Annotated in this window: 19 protein-coding genes; 16 read left to right on the forward strand and 3 right to left on the reverse strand. The window is 70.2% G+C overall.

The annotated features are described in order from the left end of the window. Positions 1 to 2: 2 nt before the first annotated feature. Both MKK60_RS07555 and MKK60_RS07560 read left to right on the forward strand, forming a co-directional pair. Positions 3 to 1,145 carry a dimethylmenaquinone methyltransferase gene (locus tag MKK60_RS07555; protein WP_243984805.1) on the forward strand — a complete coding sequence of 381 codons (1,143 nt, stop codon included), beginning with the start codon at positions 3 to 5 and terminating at the stop codon, positions 1,143 to 1,145. 159 nt (positions 1,146 to 1,304) lie between these two features. After that, positions 1,305 to 1,808, forward strand: coding sequence for a MarR family winged helix-turn-helix transcriptional regulator (locus tag MKK60_RS07560; RefSeq protein WP_147724998.1), 504 nt, complete (start codon positions 1,305 to 1,307; stop codon positions 1,806 to 1,808). Positions 1,809 to 1,922: 114 nt separating this feature from the next. Here the strand turns inward: MKK60_RS07560 and MKK60_RS07565 are convergent, their stop codons facing one another. After that, positions 1,923 to 2,285 (reverse strand): c-type cytochrome, encoded by a 363-nt coding sequence (locus MKK60_RS07565; protein WP_147725000.1) that lies wholly within the window; start codon positions 2,283 to 2,285, stop codon positions 1,923 to 1,925. Positions 2,286 to 2,591: 306 nt separating this feature from the next. Here MKK60_RS07565 and MKK60_RS07570 point away from each other — a divergent pair, with 306 nt between their 5' ends. Both MKK60_RS07570 and MKK60_RS07575 read left to right on the forward strand, forming a co-directional pair. Continuing rightward, positions 2,592 to 4,025: an FAD-linked oxidase C-terminal domain-containing protein gene (locus MKK60_RS07570; protein WP_243984807.1), complete on the forward strand. Its 1,434-nt coding sequence runs from the start codon at positions 2,592 to 2,594 to the stop codon at positions 4,023 to 4,025. Between the two features lie 154 nt (positions 4,026 to 4,179). Then, a complete protein-coding gene (locus MKK60_RS07575; RefSeq protein ID WP_409567375.1) occupies positions 4,180 to 6,960 on the forward strand; it encodes a PAS domain-containing protein in 2,781 nt (926 codons plus the stop codon). A 24-nt stretch (positions 6,961 to 6,984) separates the two neighbouring features. Here the strand turns inward: MKK60_RS07575 and MKK60_RS07580 are convergent, their stop codons facing one another. Next, complete coding sequence (locus tag MKK60_RS07580; protein ID WP_243935511.1) at positions 6,985 to 8,391, reverse strand: TAXI family TRAP transporter solute-binding subunit; 1,407 nt, start codon at positions 8,389 to 8,391, stop codon at positions 6,985 to 6,987. 107 nt (positions 8,392 to 8,498) lie between these two features. Here MKK60_RS07580 and MKK60_RS07585 point away from each other — a divergent pair, with 107 nt between their 5' ends. The 4 genes from MKK60_RS07585 (at position 8,499) to MKK60_RS07600 (ending at position 12,529) form a co-directional block, all read left to right on the forward strand. Further along, complete coding sequence (locus tag MKK60_RS07585) at positions 8,499 to 9,089, forward strand: regulatory protein RecX (RefSeq protein WP_243984810.1); 591 nt, start codon at positions 8,499 to 8,501, stop codon at positions 9,087 to 9,089. Between the two features lie 95 nt (positions 9,090 to 9,184). Then, entirely contained in the window at positions 9,185 to 9,616 is a 432-nt protein-coding gene (locus MKK60_RS07590) for an OsmC family protein (RefSeq protein WP_147725009.1), read from the forward strand. A gap of 112 nt (positions 9,617 to 9,728) precedes the next feature. Further along, positions 9,729 to 10,940: a putative DNA modification/repair radical SAM protein gene (locus tag MKK60_RS07595; protein ID WP_147725011.1), complete on the forward strand. Its 1,212-nt coding sequence runs from the start codon at positions 9,729 to 9,731 to the stop codon at positions 10,938 to 10,940. Positions 10,941 to 11,032: 92 nt separating this feature from the next. Continuing rightward, positions 11,033 to 12,529 (forward strand): UdgX family uracil-DNA binding protein, encoded by a 1,497-nt coding sequence (locus tag MKK60_RS07600; protein ID WP_243984812.1) that lies wholly within the window; start codon positions 11,033 to 11,035, stop codon positions 12,527 to 12,529. 17 nt (positions 12,530 to 12,546) lie between these two features. Here MKK60_RS07600 and ybaL read toward each other — a convergent pair whose 3' ends face one another. Beyond that, complete coding sequence (gene ybaL / locus MKK60_RS07605) at positions 12,547 to 14,400, reverse strand: YbaL family putative K(+) efflux transporter (RefSeq protein ID WP_243984815.1); 1,854 nt, start codon at positions 14,398 to 14,400, stop codon at positions 12,547 to 12,549. 195 nt (positions 14,401 to 14,595) lie between these two features. On the opposite strand from ybaL, the gene dapB reads away from it, so the two are divergent. The 8 genes from dapB to polA all read left to right on the forward strand — a co-directional run bounded on the left by dapB (position 14,596) and on the right by polA (position 22,991). Further along, positions 14,596 to 15,393, forward strand: a complete 798-nt coding sequence (gene dapB / locus MKK60_RS07610; protein WP_147841221.1) for a 4-hydroxy-tetrahydrodipicolinate reductase — start codon at positions 14,596 to 14,598, stop codon at positions 15,391 to 15,393. A 121-nt stretch (positions 15,394 to 15,514) separates the two neighbouring features. Beyond that, on the forward strand, positions 15,515 to 16,150 hold the full coding sequence (locus MKK60_RS07615; protein ID WP_243984817.1) for a 2,3-bisphosphoglycerate-dependent phosphoglycerate mutase: 636 nt from the start codon (positions 15,515 to 15,517) through the stop codon (positions 16,148 to 16,150). A gap of 10 nt (positions 16,151 to 16,160) precedes the next feature. Then, entirely contained in the window at positions 16,161 to 16,808 is a 648-nt protein-coding gene (locus MKK60_RS07620; RefSeq protein ID WP_243984819.1) for an alpha-ketoglutarate-dependent dioxygenase AlkB, read from the forward strand. A gap of 183 nt (positions 16,809 to 16,991) precedes the next feature. Then, positions 16,992 to 17,951: a hypothetical protein gene (locus tag MKK60_RS07625; protein WP_147841219.1), complete on the forward strand. Its 960-nt coding sequence runs from the start codon at positions 16,992 to 16,994 to the stop codon at positions 17,949 to 17,951. 110 nt (positions 17,952 to 18,061) lie between these two features. Continuing rightward, on the forward strand, positions 18,062 to 19,204 hold the full coding sequence (locus tag MKK60_RS07630; RefSeq protein WP_147725025.1) for a YihY/virulence factor BrkB family protein: 1,143 nt from the start codon (positions 18,062 to 18,064) through the stop codon (positions 19,202 to 19,204). Between the two features lie 41 nt (positions 19,205 to 19,245). After that, the gene (locus MKK60_RS07635) at positions 19,246 to 19,542 is read left to right on the forward strand and encodes a nucleotidyltransferase family protein (protein ID WP_147841217.1); all 297 of its coding nucleotides are present in this window, start codon (positions 19,246 to 19,248) and stop codon (positions 19,540 to 19,542) included. Continuing rightward, positions 19,523 to 19,888 carry a DUF86 domain-containing protein gene (locus tag MKK60_RS07640; protein WP_147841216.1) on the forward strand — a complete coding sequence of 122 codons (366 nt, stop codon included), beginning with the start codon at positions 19,523 to 19,525 and terminating at the stop codon, positions 19,886 to 19,888. Before MKK60_RS07635 ends, MKK60_RS07640 begins: the two co-directional genes overlap by 20 nt. Positions 19,889 to 19,925: 37 nt before the next feature. Further along, a complete protein-coding gene (gene polA / locus MKK60_RS07645) occupies positions 19,926 to 22,991 on the forward strand; it encodes a DNA polymerase I (protein ID WP_243936374.1) in 3,066 nt (1,021 codons plus the stop codon). Positions 22,992 to 23,059: the final 68 nt, after the last annotated feature.

The raw sequence follows: 23,059 nt of genomic DNA on the forward strand, positions 1-23,059 counted from the left end.
CCGTGACCGTCACCCAGATCACCCATCACGACCTCGACGGCTACGGCGCCGTGGCGATCGTCGGCAACCACGTCGACGTCGCGCGGATCGTCCACGTGCCGCGCTACTCCGATGTCGGCCCGGTGGTCGAGGAGGAGCTGAAGCGCCTGTCGAAGGCGGAAGCCTCCGAGATGCTGATCATGACCGATCTCGGGCTCGAGCCGGTGGCGGTGAAGTTCCTCAAGAGCTTCGTCGCGATGAACCGCAAGCGGGCCGAGGATGCCCGCCACCGCCTGATCGTCCTCGACCATCACGCCTCGTCGATCGACCAGCTGCGCCAGCACGGGGTCGAGCCGGTGGACGAGGCGGCCTCGCCGAAGCGCTTCGAGCTGGACGACCCGGACGTCGTCGTCCTGATCGACGAGACCTACTGCGCCACGCGGATGGCGCACGCCAACCGCAGCCTCTACGCGACGCGCGAGGGCGAGGATCTTAACGCCCTGGTCGAGGCGGTGGACGCCCTCGACCTGTGGAAGAAGGAGCGCCCGACCTTCGCCGGCGGGCTGATGCTCGACGAGGTGTTCTGGGACAACGTCGGCAACCTCGTGCCGGTCGGCCACCCCTGGCACGACCGCTTTGTCGTGGCGCTGCTCCGCGCGGTCTCGGGGCTGATCGACCAAGGCCTGGCGCCCGCCGAGATCGAGACCCGGGTCGCCGCGCTGCGCCGGCAGGTCCTCGATCGGCTCCTCGATGGGGAGGACGACGACGACCGCAACCTGACCACGCGGATGCGGATCGCCCGCGTGCTCGCGCGCTCGGACGTGCTGTTCCGCCCCCTCTCGGACGGGACCCTGCTCTCGTTCGGCCTCGATTCGGGCACCTTCCAGCGCGTCTCGGACCTGATCATGGATCGCGGCGGCGCCAAGCGGGTGTGCAACGTCCAGCGCACGGGCTCCCTGTCGTTCCGCTCGAACGACGAGACCGCCCTGGATGCCGCGCGCAAGTTCCGCGGCGGCGGCCACAAGGACGCCGCCGGCGGCAAGCTGCCCGCCGGCTCGGCCTTCTCGCTCGCCGACGCGATCGCCCAGGTCGAGCCGATTCTCAATCCGCCGCCGCCGGATCGCTCGGGCAGCCCCTTCGCCGCGCTGAAGGATTGGAAAGGGTAGTCCGTCTCGAAAAGCCGCAGGATGATCGCATAGATTGTGCAATCGCTCCGTGCTGGCTAAGATATTGCCCGACCGAGATACTGCGTCCGATCTGTGCCTACGCCTGACCGAATTCGTGCTGGGATTTGACCAGCGTCGTCAACCGGAGTCGAAAAGCCCATGTCCGTTCGGCAAGGCTCGCAGCGGCGAGCGCCGAGGAAGCCCGCAATCGTCCCGGAGGCGTCCGCGGACTCGCAGCGCCTCGACAACCAGCTTTGCTTCGCCGTCTACGCCGCGGCGCATGCCTTCGGCCGCGCCTATCGCACGCTGCTGGGCCAGCACGACCTCACCTACCCGCAATACCTCGTGCTTCTCGTCCTGTGGGAGGAGGAAGGGTTGTCGGTGAAGGAGATCGGGACGCGGCTGTTCCTCGATTCCGGGACGCTCACGCCGTTGCTGAAGCGGCTCGAGGCGTCGGGCCGGGTCCGGCGCGCCCGCGACCGTGCGGACGAGCGCCAGGTCAGCATCTTCCTGACTGATTCCGGCCGGGCCCTGCGCAAGCCGCTGGCCTGCATTCCCGATCAGGCCGGCGGCATGACCGGTCTCGACGTCGAGGGGCGCCGCGCCCTGCTCGACCATCTCGTCACCCTCCGCACCGGCCTGCACGACGGCACCGACGCCTGATCGGGCCGGCAATGTCGACTCCTGCGAAACTCGGCGACCGCAAAGAAAAAAAGCCGTCCCCGCGCGAGCGGGAACGGCCCTCGGCCTGACCTGAATGGCCGGGTCGTCGAACGCTCAGGTCTTGGACTTGAGGTAGGCGATGATGTCCTCGACCTTCTTCTCGTCCTTGATGCCCGGGAAGACCATCTTGGTGCCGGGGACCTTCTTCTTCGGGTCGACCAGCCACTCCTTGAGGTTCGCCTCGTCCCAGGTGATGCCCGAGTTCTTCAGCGCCGCGGAGAAGGCGTAGCCGTCGCGGCCCTCGCCGGCCTTCTCGCCGACGATGCCCTTGAGGTTCGGGCCGACGCCGTTCTTCTCGAAGTTGTGGCAGGACTTGCAGGGTGCGAACGCCTTCTCGCCGGCGGCCGCATCGCCTTCCGCCTGGGCGGCGATCGGCAAGAGCAGGGCAAGGGCGGCGCCGAGGATGACATGACGCATCGGGATTTCCTCCATTATGACGGCTATGGCCGTCAGGCTTATGGCAGAGCTTGGTCGATTGGAACAGGTCGAAGGTGCAAACGCCGTTCACGCCGATGTGCTGGTGCGACCAAACGTTGCAGTAGCCTCTCAGTCGCCTTCGAGCCGCCCCTTCGCCCGACGGTGCGGACCCGCCGGGAGTGCGATAGACTGATCTCCAAACGGTCCCCGCACCGCCGCGGAACCCGTCTAGGCCCACGCTCCTGAGCGGCGGCTGAAGGGCCTGACGCGGTGACGATCGGATCGACGAAATCCGGAGGTTTCGCCATGTCCATCCGCTTCCCCGAGCCCGATGCCGGCGTCGTCGCCCGCCGCGACGCGATCGTCGCCGGCCTGCGGCCGCTGGTCGTCCCCGAGGCCCTGGTGACCACGGAGGACGAGCGCCGCGCCTTCGAGACCGACGGGCTCACCGCCTACCGCAAGATGCCGCTGGCGGTGGTCCTGCCCTCCACCACCGCCGAGGTCTCCGCGGTGATGGCCTATTGCCACGCCCACGGCGTCCGCGTGGTGCCGCGCGGCGCCGGCACGTCGCTGGCCGGCGGCGCCATCGCGCAGGAGGATGCGATCATCCTCGGCGTGGGGAAGATGACCCAGGTGCTCGCCCTCGATTTCGAGAACCGCATCGCCCGCGTCCAGAGCGGGATCACCAACCTGGCGATCTCGGGCGCGGTCGGCCACGAGGGCTTCTTCTACGCGCCCGACCCGTCGAGCCAGCTCGCCTGCACCATCGCCGGCAACATCGCGATGAATTCCGGCGGGGCGCACTGCCTCAAGTACGGCGTCACCACGAACAACCTGATGGGCGTGACGCTGGTGATGAACGACGGCACCGTGGTCGAGATCGGCGGCGACCATCTCGATGCCGGCGGCTACGACCTGCTCGGGCTGATCTGCGGCTCGGAGGGGCAGCTCGGCATCGTCACCGAGGCGACCGTCCGGATCCTGCGCGCCGCCGAGGGCGCGCGCCCGGCGCTCGTCGGCTTCTCGTCGGTCGAGGATGCCGGCGCCTGCACCGCGGCGATCATCGCCGCCGGCATCATCCCGGTTGCGATCGAGTACATGGACCGCGAGGCGATCCTGATCACCGAGGATTTCGCGCAGGCCGGCTACCCGCGCGACGCCGAGGCGATGCTGATCATCGAGGTCGAGGGCTCGGACACCGAGTGCGAGGCGATGCTCGCCCGCATCGCGGCGATCGCGCAGGATTTCCGCCCGACGAGCATCCGGGTCTCGCGGTCGGAGGCCGAATCCGCCGCGATCTGGAAGGGCCGCAAGTCGGCCTTCGGCGCCACGGGGCGCATCTCCGACTACATCTGCATGGACGGCACGATCCCGACCGGGCAGCTCTCCGTGGTGCTGGAGCGCATCGGCGCGATCTGCAAGGCGCAAGGGCTTCGCGTCGCCAACGTGTTCCATGCCGGCGACGGCAACCTGCACCCGCTGATCCTGTTCGACATCAACAAGCCCGGCGAGCTGCAGAAGGCCGAGACCGCGGGCGACGAGATCCTCAAGCTCTGCGTCGAGGTCGGCGGATGCCTGACCGGCGAGCACGGCGTCGGCATCGAGAAGCGCGAGCTGATGCGCTTTCAGTACACGCAGGCCGACCTGGAGCAGCAGATGCGGGTGCGCAACGTCTTCGACCCGCACTGGCTGATGAACCCGGCGAAGGTCTTCCCGCTCGAAGGGCGGGTCGCCGCCTGAGAGCAGGACCCGCCGGACCCGCGTTGACACCCATCGGACTTGCCGACATCCCTCCTGCGATGTTCCGGACCGACGTTTCGACAGCCACCGCCCGCCAGGAACGCCGCCTCGGCCGACGTCCGGATCGCGACCGGACCGTGCCGAGACCGACCCGGTGACGATCGGCATCGAGGACCCGAAGTTCCGCTTCCTCGCCGAGGGCGGCGAGACCGGCCGCGAGATCCTGATGAAGGATTGGTCCGGCTCGGTGCTCGGCCCGCTGGCGGAATGGCCGGTGGCGCTCCGCACCACGCTCGCGACGATGCTCGCCTGCCCGGTGCCGATGTTCCTGGCCTGGGGGCCGGACCTCGTCAGCTTCTTCAACGACGCCTATCGCGAGGTGCTGGGCGATCGCGTCTCCCGTGCGCTCGGCGTGCGGTTTCCGGAGCTGTGGGCGGACCTGTGGCCGGAGATCGGGCCGCTCTGCGCCCGGGCGCTCGCGGGCGAAGGCGTGTCGGTGCGCGACCTGCCGCTGACGATGCACCGCCGCGGGCAGCCCGAGCGGACCTGGTGGACCTTCTCGTACTCGCCGGTCCACGACGACGACGGCGCGGTCGCAGGCATGATCTGCATCACGCGGGAGACCACGGCGCAGATCCTGGCGGAAAAGGACCGCGAGGACAGCCGCAGCCGGCTCGACCTCGCGCTCTCGGCCGGCGACGGCATCGGCACCTGGGACTGGGACGTCGCGGCCGACCGCGTCACCGCGGATGCCCGCTTCGCCCGCCTCTACGGCGTCGATCCCGACCGGGCCGTTGCCGGCGCGCCGATCGCCGAGTTCTTCGGCGGCATCCATCCCGACGACCTGCCCGCCGTGCAGGAGCGGATCGCGGCGGCGATGCGGACGGGTGGCGACTTCGCGGCCGAGTACCGGCTCGTCCAGCCGGACGGCGTGCGCTGGGTCGCGGCGCAAGGGCAGTGCGTGCTCGATGCGGACGGCCGCCCCGTTCAGTTCCCGGGCGTGACCTTCGACATCACCGAGCGTCGCGACGCCGAGGACGCGGTCCGGGCGGCTGCGCGCGAGCTTCGCCTGGTGGCCGACGCGCTCCCGAGCCTGATCGCCTTCATCGATCCGACGCTGACCTACCGCTTCGCGAACGCCGCCTACGAGACGTGGTTCTCGCGCCCGCTTTCCGAGGTGATCGGCCGTACCGTCCGCGACCTCGTGGACGAGGACGGCTTCGCGCGGCGTGAGCCGGCCTTCGCCGCGGCGCTCGGCGGGGAGGATGTCCGCTTCGAGATGGAGTGGCCGCATCCCGACGGGCGCGAGCGCGTCGCGGACATCCGCTACATCCCGCGGCGGGATGGCGACGGCGCCGTCGACGGCTTCTACGCCTTCGTGCAGGACATCACCGACCGGACGCGGATCGAGGCAGCGCTGACGCGGGAGGTCGAATCGCGCACCCGCGAGCGCAACCGGCTCTGGGAGACCACGACCGACCTGATGGGCACGGCCGGGCTCGACGGCTACCTCAAGGCGGTCAACCCGGCCTGGACGCGGGTGCTCGGCTGGAGCCGCGAGGAACTCCTCGGCGAGCCGTTCGCGACGATCATCGACACCGCCGACCATGCCGAGACCGCCGAGGTCGTCGCGCAGCTCGCCCGCGGCGAGACCGTCGACGGCTTCGTCGACCACGTCATCCGGAAGGACGGCGAACGCCTCACCATCTCCTGGAACGCGGTGCCGGAAGGCGACCTGTTCTACATCGTCGGCCGCGACATCACCGAGCAGCGTGCGGTCGAGGAGCTGCTGCGCCAAGCGCAGAAGATGGAGGCGGTCGGCCAGCTCACCGGCGGCATCGCCCACGACTTCAACAACCTGCTCACCGGCATCGTCGGCTCGCTCGACCTGATGCAGACCCGGATCAAGCAGGGCCGGACCGAGCAGATCGAGAAGTACGCCACCGCGGCTTTGTCCTCGGCCAACCGCGCCGCCGCGTTGACCCACCGCCTGCTGGCCTTCGCCCGCCGCCAGCCGCTGGAGCCGAAGCCCACCGATGCCAACGGCCTGATCGCCGGCATGGAGGACATGCTGCGCCGGACGCTGACGGAGCAGGTCAACCTGGAGATCGTCACCGCCGGCGGCCTGTGGCTCACGCTCTGCGACCCGCACCAGCTCGAGAACGCGCTGCTCAACCTCGCGATCAACGCCCGCGACGCGATGCCGGACGGCGGCCGCCTCGTGATCGAGACTTGCAACACCCACCTCGATCGGGCCTACGCGCGGCTGCATCCGGAGGTGGAACCGGGCCAGTACATCTGTGTCTGCGTGACCGACACCGGCACCGGCATGAGCGCGGACGTGGCCGCCAAGGCCTTCGACCCATTCTTCACCACGAAGTTGCTGGGCCAGGGTACCGGCCTCGGCCTGTCGATGATCTACGGCTTCGCCAAGCAATCGGAGGGGCACGCCAAGATCTACTCGGAGCTGGGATCGGGCACGACGATCAAGATCTACCTGCCGCGCTACCGCGGCGAGGCGGCGGCCGAGGGCACCGGTCCCGGGATCGCCACGGCCCTGCGCGCCGAGCGCGGCGAGACGGTGCTCGTCGTCGAGGACGACCCGGTGGTGCGCGATCTCATCGTCGAGGTACTGGGCGAGCTCGGCTACCACGCCCTCGAGGCCGCCGACGGGCCGGCCGGCCTGCGCATCGCGGAATCGCGCGCGCGGATCGACCTGATGGTCAGCGACGTCGGCCTGCCCGGCCTCAACGGGCGCCAGCTCGCCGACCGCGCCCGGCTGGTGCGGCCCGGGCTGAAGATCCTCTTCATCACCGGCTATGCCGAGAACGCGATCTTCGGCAACGGCGGCCTCGACCCGGGCATGCAGATGATCACCAAGCCGTTCCCGGTCGAGGTGCTGGCCAGCCGCATCCGCGAGATCATCGAGGGATAGGGCGACGCCGCGTCCCGGGCTCGCCTATTCGGCGGCCGAGAGGTTGAGGGCGAGCGACCGGGCGGCCCGCGTGCGGCCGCCGGGGCGATGCTCGGCCCCGGCGGAAAGCCCGCGTCGGCCGTCGTTGATCGCCGCGTGGACCCCGTCCACCGCCAGAATCAGGGCGCTGACCGTGCGCGCGTCGATCGAGCGCTCGCGGGCGTAGCGCACCACGTCGGCGACGAGATCGTCCACCTCGATCGCCAGGGCGTCGAGCTCGGCCATCGTCGGCGCGGCGCGGACCTCGCGCATCACGTCGAGCAGGCGGTCGAGCACGATGTCGACCCGCTCGCGCCGCTTGCGGGCGAGGCGCTGGCCGAGCCAGGCGACGGCGGAGCCGATCGTGCCGCCGAAGAAGGCGAGCAGGTAGATGTAGTCCTCGTAGCGGTCGAGGAACGTCTGCTGCTCGCGCTCGAAGTAGTCCACCGCACCGGGGTGGTTGGGCAGGCGCGCCGAGGTGGCGGCGACCGTGGTGTCGAAGTCGGGCGCCTTCATCAGCCTGACGATCGGCGCGGCCGCCGCGAGGCGCGAGCGCCACTCGAACAGGTGCTGCGTCGCGGAGGCGACGGCGACCCGGCTCACGGTGCCCCGTGCCATCAGGCGATACGAGGCGCCGACGGTCTTGACCTCTTCGGCCGGACGCTTCGGGCGCCCGCCGAAGGTTCCGGCCGGGATCGTGACGGATTGCAGCTCGGGATAGCGCTGCAGGATCGCGTCGCCGTCGGGCACCGAGACGAGGCCGACCTTCTTGTCGGGAAGGCCGATCTCGACGGCGTGGACCATGGCGCCCGCGGCCTTGGAGGTCGGGCTGGCGATGATCGCCACCGCCTCGACCCGCTTCTCGGCGATCGCGGCGGTGACCTCGGACGGCTTGAGCGGAACCAGCACGACCTGCCCCGGCGGGGCTTCCTCGCCGTCCGGGATGTCGGCGGCGGCGGGGACGAAGTCGTAGAAGGTCAGCAGGTTGGTGATGAACGGGATGTCGGCGCTGTGGCGCACGACGATGCCGAGGCGCCGGCGTGCAAGGTCGGGAAAATCATCGATCTCGCCGGCCTCCGAGGCGGCGACGATCAGGGCCTCGTCGTGCAGGATGGCGAGCGTCAGGCCGTTCTCGGGCAGCAGCACGTCCGGCCGCACCACCGCGAGGTCGGCCTTGTTGGCCTGGAGCGCGGCCGCGCTGTCGCGCACGTCGGCGTAGCGCACCACCTTCAGGCGTACGTCCTCGCGGGCGCGGGACAGGGCGTTGGCGTAGGCCTCCATCAGCGCGGCCTCGGGGCCGTCCTGCGGCCCGACCGCTACGGTCAGCGTGGTCGGACGGGACAGGTAGACCACCGCCGCCGCGGTGGCGGCGAGCCCGAGAGCGAGCAGCACGAGGAGCCACTCGCGTCTCAACAGGATGGCCGATGCTGCGGGGAGGAGACCATGACCGATCCTGCCGCGTTGCCTGGGTTCCATGGCTGATCCATGAAACCGAAACCTGTCCGGATCGTGAAGAACCCGTGAAACGCGCAACCGTTGCAGACTCCGGTGCGGCCCGCGCTGCAAGGCCCGCGCCGCCCGTCACGGCCGCCTATCTCGAGCGGGCGGCGTTGCACTACCTCGAGCGCTACAGCGCCTCGGTGGAGATGCTGCGCCGGACGCTGCGGCGGCGGGTCGAGAAGCGCGCCCGGGCCCGCGGCGAGGAGGCGAGCGCCTTCTTCGAGATGATCGAGGCGACGGTGGCGCGGGCGGTCTCCGCCGGGCTGGTCGACGACGCGCGCTTCGCGACTGCGCGGCTCGCGACGTTGCGCCGGCGCGGCACCTCTTCCCGCGGCGCCTCGGCCAAGCTGTCGGCCAAGGGCCTGTCGCGCGATGCGGTCGAGACCGCGATGGAGGCCGAGCGCGAGGCCGTGCCCGAGGCGGATTCGGCGGCGATCGAGGAGAAGGCCGCCTTCGCCTACGCCAAGCGGCGGCGGCTCGGGCCGTTCCGCCGCCCGGACATCCGCGCTCTCCACCGCGACCGGGATCTGGCGGCGCTGGCGCGGGCCGGCTTCGGCTACGATCTCGCGCGCCGCACCGTCGACGCCGAGGAGGTGCCCGACGGGGCCTGAGCCTGGAATTCGCCGGAGCCTGCGCCACTTGGCCGGTCATCGACGGTGACGTCGCGCACGGTCGTGCGCGGCACCGCGAACCCTGGAGAGCTTCGATGATCAACCGCAAGGCGCACGCTGTCTGGCAGGGCAACGGCAAGGACGGCAAGGGCACGATCACGACCCAGTCCGGCGTGCTCTCGCAGCAGCCCTACGGCTTCAACACGCGCTTCGAGGACAAGCCCGGGACCAATCCGGAAGAGCTGATCGCGGCGGCGCATTCCGGCTGCTTCACCATGGCGCTGGCGTTCCAGCTGCAGGAAGCCGGGCTGGCCGCGACCGAGATGACCACCGAGGCGGTCGTGACGCTCGAGAAGGACGGTGCCGGCTTCAAGGTGACGAAGTCCGCGCTGACGCTGACCGCGGCGATCCCGGGCATCGACCAGGCCAAGTTCGACGCGCTGGCGCATGCCGCCGAGATCGGCTGCCCGATCTCGAAGGTTCTGGACTGCGAGATCACCCTGAAGGCCACCCTCAAGCAGGGCTGATCGGTCCTCGGAGCCGCGCCCCGCGAAAGGCAGGCGGGGTGCGGCATCGCCGCCCGGGGGCAACGCCGGCCGACGCCTTGTATTCACGCTCCCCAGGTTCATTGTTTGTTCGATGGATGAAACGCTCGCCAAGAAACTGCGCATCCTCGCCGATGCCGCCAAGTACGACGCCTCGTGCTCGTCGTCCGGCGCGCCGAAGCGCAAGGCCGGCAAGGACGAGCTCGGCTCGACCACCGGATCGGGGATCTGCCACGCCTACACTCCGGACGGGCGTTGCATCTCGCTGCTGAAGATTCTGCTGACGAACTACTGCCTGTTCGATTGCGCCTACTGCATCAATCGCCGCTCCTCGAACGTCGAGCGGGCGCGCTTCTCGGTGCAGGATGTCGTGACGCTGACGGTGGAGTTCTACAAGCGCAACTACATCGAAGGGTTGTTCCTCTCCTCCGGCATCATCAAGTCGCCCGACTACACGATGGAGCTGCTGACGCGGGTGGCGAAGTCGCTGCGGCGCGACCACGGGTTCCGCGGCTACATCCACCTCAAGTCGATTCCGGAGGCGAGCCCATGGCTGATCGAGGAAGCCGGCCTCTACGCCGACCGCCTCTCGATCAACGTCGAGCTGCCGACCGAGGCGAGCCTGCAGAAGCTCGCCCCGGAGAAGGACGGAGCGACGATCCTCGGGGCGATGGCGCAGGTGGCCGAGCGCATCGTCGAAGCCAAGGCCGAGCGGCGGCGCTTCTCGCCGGCCGGGCAGTCGACGCAGGTGATCGTCGGGGCCGACGCGACCACCGACGAGGCGCTGATCCGTAAGAGCGCGCATCTCTACGGCAGCGTCGGGCTCAAGCGGGTGTACTACTCGGCCTTCAGCCCGATCCCGGAAGGCTCCGGCATCCTTCCGCTGAAGGCGCCGCCGCTCCAGCGCGAGCATCGGCTGTACCAGGCCGACTGGCTGATCCGGTACTACGACTTCTCCGCCGACGACGTCGCCGATGCGGCGGACGACGGGATGTTCTCCCTCGACATCGACCCGAAGCTCGCCTGGGCACTGAAGAACCGGCATCGTTTCCCCGTGGACGTGAACACCGGCGACCGCGAGATGCTGCTGCGCGTCCCCGGCCTCGGGGCGCGGGCGGTCGACAAGATCATCCGCGCGCGCCGCCACACGCGCCTGCGGCTCGACGACGTGGCGCGGCTGTCCTCGGCGCTAAAGCGCGCCCGCCCGTTCCTGATCGCGGCCGACTACACGCCGGGTGGGCTCACCGATCGGCTCGATCTGCGCAGCCGTCTGGTGGAGCCGGCGCAGCAGCTGAGCCTGTTCTGATGGATGCGCGCGACCTCGTCCCTCTCCCCTGTGCGGGGGAGGGTAGGCCTCGCGTCAGCGAGGGTCGGGAGGGGGGAGCGCCGTATCCGGAAATGCCGCTCCCCACTCCCGACCCGCTGCGCGGGCCACCCTCCCCCGCAGAGGGGGGAGGGACAGACAGCGCGCATCGCACGATCCACCTGCGCCCCGGTGCCGATCTCGATGGCTTCCGCGCCGCCCTGCGCCGGTCGGTCGCCGACGGGGTTCCGCCCGATCGCGTCACGTGGTCGGCGGGCGATGCGCCCGGCTTGTTCGGCACGTCCGCCAGCGACGAGCCCGACGCGCCGCCGGTCGCGCTGCCGAAGCCCGTGGCGGCGTTGATCCCGATGGTGGTGCCCCACCGCGATCCCGAGCGCTACGCCCTGCTCCACACCCTGGTCTGGCGCGTGCTTCGCGGCGAGCGCCACCTGCCGGAGGTGGCGAGCGACCCGCTGGTCCACCGCCTCAACGGGATGCGCAAGGCGATCGCCCGCGACCTGCACAAGATGCACGCGTTCCTGCGCTTTCGCCGTATCGAAACCGATACGGGCGAACGCTTCGTCGCGTGGTTCGAGCCGGACAACCACATCCTTGAGGCCGCGGCTCCGTTCTTCGTCGACCGGTTCCGCGCCATGGACTGGACGATCCTGACGCCGGACGGCTCGGCGCATTGGGACCGCACGGCGCTGACCTTCGGACCGCCGGGCGACAAGGCGCAGCTGCCGGAGGGCGATGGCTTCGAGGCCGGCTGGCGGGACTATTACGAGAGCACGTTCAACCCGGCCCGTACCAACCTCAAGGCGATGCGGGCGGAGATGCCGAAGAAGTACTGGCACAACATGCCGGAGACCGCCGCCATCCCCGGCCTCGTCCGCGCGGCCGCGACCCGAACCACGCAGATGATCGAAAGGCCCCCCCAGATGACGATCAAGCGCGATCCGGCCAAGGCGGTGGCGGCGATGTCCGACCAGGCGCCGAAGACCCTCGAGGCGCTGAACGCGATCATCAAGCGTTCCGAGCCGCTGGTGCCGGGCGCGACGCAGGCCGTGCTCGGCGAGGGCCGCATCGGCTCGACCATCGCCTTCGTCGGCGAGCAGCCGGGCGACCAGGAGGACCGGCAGGGCCGCCCCTTCGTCGGGCCCGCCGGCCAGCTGCTGTCGCGGGCGATGGCGGAAGCGGGTCTCGACCGCGGGGCGAGCTACCTCACGAACGCCGTCAAGCACTTCAAGTTCGAGGAGCGCGGCAAGCGCCGCATCCACCAGAAGCCGACCGCGGGCGAGGTCAGCCACTACCGCTGGTGGCTCGATCGCGAGCTGGACTTCGTCGCCCCGAAGCTCGTCGTCGCGCTCGGCGCGACCGCCGTGCTGGCGCTGACGGGCAAGCAGATCCCGATCACCCGCGCCCGCGGCCCGTTCCGGTTCGAGCGCCTCGACGACCGCTTCCAGGGCTTCATCACCGTCCACCCCTCCTACCTGCTGCGCCTGCCGGACGAGGCGAAGGAGGAGGCCTACGCCACCTTCGTCGACGACCTGCGTCGGGTCGCGGAATTGGGGCGCGCGCTGGCGGCCTAGGACGACGCGGCCGGCGCTCACCCCGCCGCCGGCTCCTCCTTGTGCGGCCGGAGTTCCGGCGATGGATCGATCTCGGCCTCCGTCGGCGCCTCGGCGCGGCTGTCGGCGCGGCTCGCATCGACGAAGAGGCGGGCCTCGCCCTCGGTCAGGCCGAGGCTGCGCAGGGCATAGAAGGTCATGCCGAAGGCGAGCTCGCGCTCGGCCATCAGCACCAGCCCGACCTTCTCCTCCTCCATCCGGCGGCGCTCGGCGTCGCTGTGGGTGCGGATCAGGGTGTCGATCCCCGGGTTCGCCTCCCGGGCGATCTCGACCAGCCGGCGCGCATGGTGCGAATCCGGTGTCGCGATCACCAGGAGGCGGGCCTGCGCGATGTCGGCGGCGGCGAGGATGCCCGGCGCCAGCGCATCGCCGAACACCACCTCCAGGCCCGAGGCGCGCAGGTCGAGCACCCGCCGGCGGTCGCGATCGACCACGACGAAGGGCAGGTCCCAGGTGTCGAGCGCCTTGCCGATCCCGCTGCCGACCCGGCCGTAGCCGACGATGATCGCGTGACCGCGATGGGGCTTGGCGGGCTCGGCGACGGCGATCGCATCGGCGCCGTGGCACTCGAACCGGCGCGCGAGGTCGGGCCTGTCGGCGAGGTAGCGCTCCACCCGCGCGGCGAGCACGAAGAACAACGGGTTCAGCGTGATCGACAGCAGCGCCCCGCCGAGGATGAGGTCGCGCCCCTCCTCCGGCAGCAGCTTCAGGGAGAGGCCGAGCCCGACGAGGATGAAGGAGAACTCGCCGATCTGCGCCAAGCTCGCGGCAATGGTGAGCGCGGTGCCGACCGGATGCTTGAACGCCAGCACGATCGCCACCGCGGCGATCGACTTGCCGAGCAGGATCACGCCGAGCACCGCCAGCACCGAGAGCGGCTCGCGCACGAGGATGCCGGGGTCGAACAGCATGCCGACCGAGACGAAGAACAACACCGCGAACGCGTCCTGCAGCGGCAGGGAATCGGCCGCGGCCTGGTGGCTCAGGTCGGACTCGGCGAGCACCATGCCGGCGAAGAAGGCGCCGAGGGCGAAGGACACGCCGAACAGCTCCGCCGAGCCGAAGGCGATGCCGAGCGCGAGCGCGAGCACGGCGAGGGTGAACAGCTCGCGCGATCCCGTGCGGGCCGCCTGGTCGAGCAGCCACGGCACCATGCGGCGGCCTGCGACCAGCATCAGGGTGGTGAAGACGCCGACCTTGGCGAGCGTCAGCCCGAGGGTGAGCCAGATGCTGTCGCCGAGATAGCCGGAGAGCGCCTGCGCGAGGGTGTTGCCCGTGGCATGGTCGCCGGTACCGGCGCTCCCGCCGAGCGAGGGCGCCAGCGCCGGCAGCAGCACCAAGGCGAGGACCATCGCGAGATCCTCGACGATGAGCCAGCCGACCGCGATGCGGCCCTTGTCGCTGTCGAGCAGATTGCGCTCCTCCAGCGCCCGCAGCAGCACCACCGTGCTCGCCACCGACAGGGCGAGGCCGAACACCAAACCGGCGCCGAGGCCCCAGCCCCAGGCGAGCGCCAGGCCGCCGCCCATCGCGGTCGCCACCGCGATCTGCACCACGGCGCCGGGCAGCGCGATCGTGCGCACCGCCATGAGGTCCTTGATCGAGAAGTGCAGGCCGACGCCGAACATCAGCAGGATGACGCCGATCTCGGCGAGCTGGCCGGCGAGCTTCTGGTCGCCGACGAAGCCCGGCGTGAACGGCCCGATGGCGATGCCGGCCACGAGGTAGCCGACCAGCGGCGGCAGCCGCAGGCGTTGCGCCAGCATGCCGAACACGAAGGCGATCACGAGGCCCAGGGCGATGATGGCGATCAGCTCGGTCGCATGCGGCACGGATCGATGGTCTCCTGGCGTCGGCGTCGGGACGGGCGTTCCTGAACGCCCTAGCGGAATCGCGCATCGAATTCCGTACGCGATGGCACCCGGGGGTGTTCCGGCGCACAGGCACGTTCGGGTCGGCAGGATCGGGTTGGCAGGCCGGCACCGAGCCTATACCCGTGATCCTCGGATCGAAGGACGGCGAAGACGATGCGGCTGGTGGTGGTGGGCGCCGACGGGCGCATGGGGCGGATGCTGATCCGCGCGGTGGCGGAAGCCGAGGGCTGCACGCTCTCGGCCGCGATCGAGCGCGAAGGCTCGGACGCGATCGGCCACGATGCCGGGACGCTCGCCGGCCTCCACCCGCTCGGCGTGCCCGTCACCGACGACCCGCTGACGGCGTTCGCGGCCAGCGACGGCGTGCTCGATTTCACCGTCCCGGCGGCGACGGTGCAGTTCGCCGAGCTCGCGGCGCAGGCCCGCATCGTCCACGTGGTCGGCACCACCGGCCTGTCGGAGGACGACCTCGCCAAGCTCCGGGCCGCCGCCTACCACGCTCGCATCGTGCGCTCCGGCAACATGTCGCTCGGGGTCAACCTGCTCGCCGCCCTGGTGCAGCGGGTCGCCGCCGCCCTGGGGCCGGAATTCGACATCGAGATCGCCGAGATGCACCACCGCATGAAGGTGGACGCGCCCTCCGGCACCGCCCTGCTGCTCGGGGAGGCCGCCGCGGCAGGCCGCGGCGTCGACCTCGCCGACGTCCGCGTCTCGACCCGGGACGGCCATACCGGCGCGCGCCGGGCCGGCGACATCGGCTTCGCGACGCTGCGCGGCGGCAGCGTCGTCGGCGATCATTCGGTGATGTTCGCCGGCGCCGGCGAGCGCATCACCCTCTCGCACCACGCCGAAGATCGCAGCCTGTTCGCGGCCGGAGCGGTGAAGGCGGCGCTCTGGGCGCATCCGAAGCCGCCGGGCCTCTACAGCATGACAGACGTGCTCGGCCTGTAAGGCTACGCTCGACCACGGACGGGCGCGGGTGGCCGGCCCGCGCTTGGGGCCTCGGCCCGGCTCTGGTAGGAGCCGCAGCGACCTGCCCAATCGGGCGCCTCCCCAGAAAGACCGGACCCCGATGGACCGCTTGCTCGTCCTCGCTCGCCACGGCCAGAGCGAGTGGAACCTCAAGAACCTCTTCACCGGCTGGCGCAACCCGGACCTCACCGAGCGCGGCGTCGACGAGGCGCACAAGGCCGGGCGCTGGCTGAAGAGCGAGGGCTACGGCTTCGACGTGGCGTTCACCTCGAACCTCGGGCGGGCGCAGCGGACCTGCAAGCTGATGCTCGGGGAGATGGGCCTGTCCGAGATCGAGACGATCCGCTCGGAGGCGTTGAACGAGCGCGATTACGGCGACCTGTCCGGCCTCAACAAGGAAGACGCCAAGGCGCGCTGGGGGGCCGAGCAGGTGCACCAGTGGCGCCGCTCCTACGATATCCCGCCGCCCGGCGGCGAGAGCCTGAAGGACACCGCCGCCCGGGTGCTGCCCTACTATATCGAGACGATCCTGCCCCGCGTGATGGCCGGCGATCGGGTGCTCGTGGCCGCCCACGGCAACTCGCTCCGCGCCCTGGTGATGGTGCTCGACCGGCTCAACACCACGACCATCGCCGGCCTGGAGATCGCCACCGGCGTGCCGCTCGTCTACCGCCTCAAGGGCGACACCACCGTCGCCTCGAAGACGGTGCTGGAACGCGACATCGACGACGCGTGACGCGCAGCGCGTGGCGGTCGAACTCGCGCCGGGCCTGATCCACCATCCCGGCTGGCTCGATGCGGCCGCCCGGCGGCGCCTCTCCGACGAGATCGCGACCGTGCTGGCGGCCGCGCCGCCGTTCACGCCGCGGATGCCGCGCACGGGAAAACCGTTCTCGGTGCGGATGTCGAATGCCGGCCCGCTCGGCTGGGTCTCGGACGTCGCCGGATACCGCTACCAGCCGGATCATCCCGAGACCGGCGACCCCTGGCCGGCGATGCCCGCGACCGCACGCGCCGCCTGGGACGCGCTCGCCGATCATCCCCGCCCGCCCGAGGCCTGCCTGATCAACCTCTACGCGCCGGGCGCCCGCATGGGCCTGCACCAGGACCGCGACGAGGACGACCTGACGGCCCCGGTCGTGTCCCTGTCGCTGGGCGCGGCGGCGGTGTTCCGCTACGGCGGCCCGAAGCGCTCCGACCCGACCCGCTCGATCCGCCTGACGGCCGGCGACGCCCTGGTGATCGGCGGCCCCTCCCGCCTCATCCACCATGGCGTCGACCGCATCGTCGCGGGCGGCGACCTGCTGTCGGTGGCGGAAGACCCGGACCCGCCCTTCCTGCCCCCGGGCGGCCGCTGCAACCTGACCCTGCGGCGGGTGACGAGGGCGCCTTGAACGCGAAGGGCCCTGGTTGATGCGGACTCATGCAGACAGGCGCCTGGTTCGAAGTTCGCTCCAAGGCCCGCAAATTCAGCCTCCGGGCAGACGCGTGAACGCGTCCGCTTGACAGGACCCGGCCGCGGGCCGACGCATCGCATCCGGTCCGGCGCCGTTCCGGATTGTGGAGATCCTGGTTCGATGCGCCTGCGCCCCCGTCTGTCCGCCCTCGCGCTGCTCGCCCTGGTGCTCGGCTTCGATGCGGGGCCGGCGTCGGCCGCCGAGCCGGTCTATCCCGCGGGCTCGCGCTTCGGGTTCGAGCCGCCCTCCGACATGTCGCCCTCGCGCCGCTTCTCCGGCTTCGAGCGCAAGGAGGGCGGGGCGACGCTCTCGGTGGTCGAGCTGCCGGCGACCGCCTTCGCCGACCTCGTGCAGACCTTCACCGACGCCAACCTGAAGAACCAGGGCTTCGCCGTCGAGACCCGCGAGCCGGTGAAGATCGGCGAGGCCGACGGCATGCTGTTCACCGGCTCGCAGCCGGGCGAACCGGGCAGCGCCACGCCGACGGTCCGCAAGTGGCTGCTGCTCGTCGGCGATCCGACCGTCACCGGCCTGATCATCGGGCAGGCGCTGCCCGATGCCGAGACCGAGAAGACCATGCGCAGCCTCGTCACCGGCGTGACGATCCGGCCGGCGCTGACGCTGGCGCAGCAGGTCGACGCGCTGCCCTTCCGCATCGCCGATCCGGCGGGGTTCCGCCCGCTGCGCGTGCTCGCCGGCAACTCGGTGCTGCTGACGCAGGGGCCGAAGGACCAGATGAGCAACCTTGAGCAGCCGATCCTGGTTCTGGCTCAGGCGGTGCAGCAGCCGCCGACGGCCGAGCAGCGCGACGGCTTCGCCAAGGCCGCGCTGTACTCCAACCAGACCATGAAGGATTTCGTGATCGAGCGCTCGCAGAGCTACCGCTCGAACGGAACCGATTGGCACGAGATCGTGGCGCGCGCCACCGACATGCCGACGAACACGCCGGTCGTCGTCTCCCAGACGATCCGCTTCGCGCCGGACGGCTATCTCCGCGCCCTCGGGGTGGTGCGCGAGGACCAGCGCGAGGGCACGCTCGCCAAATTTCGCGAGGTCGTGGACAGTGTTCAGGTGAAATAGCACGGGGCAGCCTGAGAATTCGCCCGTCGTCCGAGGAAACCACTCCTTGCGACCACCGGTTGTCGTCGCGACGCGCCGTCTCGTAGACGGCCATCGCGACGGGACCATTGATGACCGACCGAAACCATAGCGCAGACGGACTGGACGAGCGCCATTCCGCCGTGTGGACGCTGGCGCTCGCCGCCACCCTCGTCGGCATCGCCGCGCTGCCGTATCGGCGCGGCGGAGACCGGCCCGCGCCGGCCCCGGACGGTCCCCGCGCGCCCTCGCCCTCGCATTCCGGCGGCGACGCCCGGGCGGTGGCGCAAACCGAGTCGGACCGCGGCCGGCAGGCGAGCACCCCCTCCGAGATACCCAAAAGCGGCTGGAAGGATGTCGGGCTGCGCGTGTTCCGCGACCTGAAGGAGAATCGCCTGGTCTCGGTCGCGGCCGGCGTCACCTTCTACGTGCTGCTCGCGATCTTCCCGGCCGTGGCGGCGCTGGTGTCCTGCTACGGCCTCTTCGCCGACGTCGCCACGATTAACGACCACCTCGCCAGCCTCCAGGGGGTGATGCCCTCCGGCGCGATCGACATCGTCGGCGAGCAGGTCAAGCGCATCGCGGCCAAGGGCGACACGACCCTCGGCGTCACGTTCTTCACTGGCATCCTGCTCTCGGTCTGGAGCGCCAATGGCGGCATGAAGGCGGTCTTCGACGCGCTCAACATCGTCTACGAGGAGCGCGAGACGCGAAACTTCGTCTGGCTGAACCTGCGGTCCCTCGCCTTCACCGCAGGCGCGCTGCTGTTCATCATCCTGGCGCTCGGGGCGATCGTGGTGTTGCCGGTGGTGTTCAACACGGTCGGCCTGTCTGCGGACGCGTGGTACCTGGCGCTGCTGCGCTGGCCCGCCCTGTTCGTCGCCGTCCTCGGCGGCCTCGCCCTGCTCTACCGTTACGGCCCCTGCCGCGACGCGCCGCGCTGGCGCTGGGTGACGTGGGGCAGCGCGATTGCCGCCTTCGCCTGGCTCGCCGGCTCCCTCGGCTTCTCGTGGTACGTGGCGAACTTCGGAAAGTACAACGACACCTACGGCTCGCTCGGCGCCGTGATCGGGTTCATGACCTGGATCTGGATCTCGACGGTGATCGTGCTGCTCGGCGCGGAGGTGAATGCCGAGATGGAGCACCAGACCGTCCACGACACCACGGTCGGGGCGCCGCAGCCGCTCGGCACGCGGCGGGCGAAGATGGCGGATACGGTGGGGGCTGCGACCTGAGGCGCGTTCCGCGAAGGTCGGATCCGCGGTAGGGTCGGTCCATGGATCGCGACGCCGCCATCGACATCCTGCGTGCGCATGAGCCGGAGCTGCAACGCCTCGGCGTGCGGCATGCCGCGGTGTTCGGCTCGGTCGCGCGGGGCGAGAACCATGCAGGCAGCGACCTCGACGTGATGATCGAGATCGACGCGCGGGCGGTACGAGATGCCTTCAACTACGTCGGGATTTGCCGAGCCATCGGGAGCCTGTTCCCGGTCCCCGTCGACGTCGCCAATCGCGAGACGTTGAAGCCGCACATTCTCTCGCGCGCCGAGCGGGATGCCGTCCGTGCTTTCTGAGCGTGAATCGGACGCCTGCGTCGATATCGTCGCCAACGTTCAGGCTGCCCGCGACTTCATCGACGGCATGCCCTACGAGGCCTTCGCCGCCGATCTGCGGACGAATTACGCGGTGATCCGCTGCATCGAGATCGTGTCCGAGGCGAGCCGACGCCTCGGAGCGGCATTCAAAGCCCGGCATCCACACATCCCCTGGCAGGACGTCGCAGATACGGGCAACTTCTATCGCCACGCCTATCATCGTGTCGCGCTGGACATCGCATGGAGGACCGTCCACGAGCCGCTGATGGAGATCGCTGTGGTCTGCCGCGCCGAGCTCGAGGCGCATCAGGATCCGGCTGCGTGATCCTCTGTTCTCCCGTTCGCCGAGATGTCCGCGCACCATGACCGACGAGACGCTTCCTTCCCCCGTCGGCCCCGGCGATCAGGTGATCCTGGTGGACGGCTCGTCGTTCATCTTCCGGGCCTACTTCCAGGCGATAAACCAGCCGGAGAAATTCAACTTTCGGCCCTCGGACGGGCTGCCGACCGGAGCCGTGCGGCTGTTCTGCACCAAGATCGCGCAGTTTGTTCAGGAGGGCGCGGCCGGCATCTGCCCGACCCATCTCGGCATCGTCTTTGACAAGTCGGAGGGCTCGTTCCGTAAGGAGCTCTACTCCGACTACAAGGGCCACCGCCCCGACGCGCCGGACGACCTGAAGCGGCAGATGCCGCTGATGCGCGACGCGGTGCGCGCCTTCGGCCTGCATGCGATCGAGATGGAGCGCTACGAGGCCGACGACCTGATCGCCACCTATGCCCGGCAGGCCGAGGCGCGGGGCGCCGGCGTCATCATCGTCTCGTCCGACAAGGACCTGATGCAGCTCGTCGGGCCGCTGGTTCGGTTCTACGATTTCGAATCCGGCTCCAAGGGCAAGCCGGGCCACCGCCCCGAGCGCAACCTCGACGAGGCGGCGATTGTCGCCAAGTGGGAAGGCCTGCAGCCGAACCAGATCGGCGACGCGCTGGCGCTGATCGGCGACACCTCCGACAACGTGCCCGGCGTGCCAGGCATCGGCCTGAAGACCGCGGCGGCCTTGATCAAGGAATACGGCAGCCTCGAGCAGCTGCTGGAGCGGGCGGGCGAGATCAAGCAGCCCAAGCGCCGCGAGATGCTGCTCGCCGGCATCGAGCAGGCGCGGCTCTCGCGCCGGCTCGTGGCCCTGGTCGAGGACGTCGACGTGCCGGTGGCGCTCGACGACCTACGCCTGCCCAAGCCTGACCCGGAAAAGCTCGTCGGCTTCCTCAAGGCGATGGAGTTCAACACGCTGACCCGGCGCATCGCCGCGATGCTGCATGTCGACCCGGAAGCGGTGAAGCCCGATCCGCGCCTGCTCCCGGGCCATGTCCCGGGCGACGACGCCCCCTTCTCCGACGCCGCAGCCGCGGCCGGGGATGGCGCCGAGATCGACCCCTTCGCCGATCTCGGCCTGCCGGACGCGGCGCCCAAAGCCCGCGGCCCGTCCGATCCGACGCCGTCGAACCTCGTCGCGGCGCGCGCGGCGGAGGCTAGCAAGCCGTTCGACACCAGCGCCTACGAGACGATCCTCTCGCTCGAGCATCTCGATGCCTGGATCGCCGAAGCGCACGAGGTCGGTGTGATCGCAGTCGACACCGAGACCGACTCGCTCGATGCGCACCACGCCAACCTCGTCGGCGTGTCGCTCTGCGTCGCGCCGGGGCGCGCCGCCTACATCCCCCTCGCCCATGTCCGCGCGGTCGAGGCCGCGCCGAACGCCGACGACCTGTTCGGCGGCGGGGCGACGGCGTCCGATCTCGTGGAGCCGCTGCCTTCGCAGATCGACCGCGACGCCGCGCTCAGTCGGCTGAGGCCGCTGCTCGAGAGCCCGAGCGTGCTCAAGGTGGCGCAGAACCTGAAATACGATTGGCTCGTGTTCCAGCGCTACGGCATCACCGTGGCGCCGTGCGACGACACCATGCTGATCTCCTACGTGCTCGATGCCGGCAAGGGCGGGCACGGCATGGACGAACTCGCCAAGCGCCATCTCGGCCACCAGCCGATCACCTTCTCGGACGTGGCCGGCACCGGCAAGGCCAAGGTCACCTTCGACCGGGTGCCGCTCGACAGGGCCACCGCCTACGCGGCCGAGGATGCCGACGTGACGCTGCGGCTGTGGCGGATGATGAAGCCCCGCCTCGTCGCCGAGCGGCGGCTCGCCGTCTACGAGACCCTGGAACGGCCCCTGATCGCGGTGATCGCCCGGATGGAGCAGCACGGCATCCGCGTCGACCGCAACATGCTCTCGCGGCTGTCCGGCGACTTCTCGCAGATCCTGGCGCGTCTCGAGGAGGAGATCCAGGAGGATGCCGGCGAGCGCTTCCAGGTTTCCTCACCGAAGCAGATCGGCGACATCCTGTTCGGCAAGATGGGCCTGCCCGGCGCCAAGAAGACGCCGTCCGGCCAATGGGCGACGCCAGCGACCCTGCTCGAGGAGCTGGCCCAGGCCGGGCACGACCTTCCGAAGAAGATTCTCAACTGGCGCCAGCTGGCCAAGCTGAAGTCGACCTACACTGACTCGCTGCAAGAGCACGCCGACCGCGACACCAACCGGGTCCACACCTCGTTCTCGCTCGCCGCCACCACCACCGGACGGCTGTCCTCGTCGGACCCGAACCTGCAGAACATCCCGATCCGCACCGAGGAGGGCCGCCGCATCCGCCGCGCCTTCGTCGCCGACCCCGGCAACCGCCTGATCTCGGCCGACTACAGCCAGATCGAGCTGCGCCTGCTCGCCCACATGGCCGACATCCCGCAGCTGCGGCAGGCCTTCGCCGACGGCATCGACATCCATGCGGCGACCGCGAGCGCCATGTTCGGCGTGCCGCTTTCCGAGATGACGCCGGACCTGCGGCGGCGGGCCAAGACCATCAACTTCGGCATCATCTACGGCATCTCGGCCTTCGGGCTCGCCGACCGCCTCGGCATCGGCCGCGAGGAGGCGAGCCTGTTCATCAAGCAGTATTTCGAGCGCTTCCCGGGCATCCGCGACTACATCGACACCACCAAGCGCGCCTGCCGCGACAAGGGCTACGTCACGACCCTGTTCGGCCGCGTCTGCCACTACCCGCAGATCCGCTCCAACAACCCGTCCGAGCGCGCCAGCGTCGAGCGCCAGGCGATCAACGCCCCGATCCAGGGCACCGCCGCCGACATCATCCGCCGGGCGATGACCCGGATGGAGGCGGCGCTCACCGCCGAGCGCCTGAACGTCCGCATGCTGCTGCAGGTGCACGACGAGCTGGTGTTCGAGACGAACGAGGCCGAGGTGGATCGCGCGATCCCGGTGATCAAGCGCATCATGGAAGAGGCCCCGGCTCCGGCGCTCACGCTCCACGTGCCGCTGGTGGTCGAGGCGCGGGCAGCGGAGAACTGGGAGGAGGCGCATTGAGCGGGGGCTCACCCGGTCGTCAAGTGATCGAGCTTCAGACCTCCGTCAAACCACTGCATCCTGAGGCG

The organism is Methylobacterium sp. J-092, assembly GCF_022829325.1.
GTDB lineage: Bacteria > Pseudomonadota > Alphaproteobacteria > Rhizobiales > Beijerinckiaceae > Methylobacterium.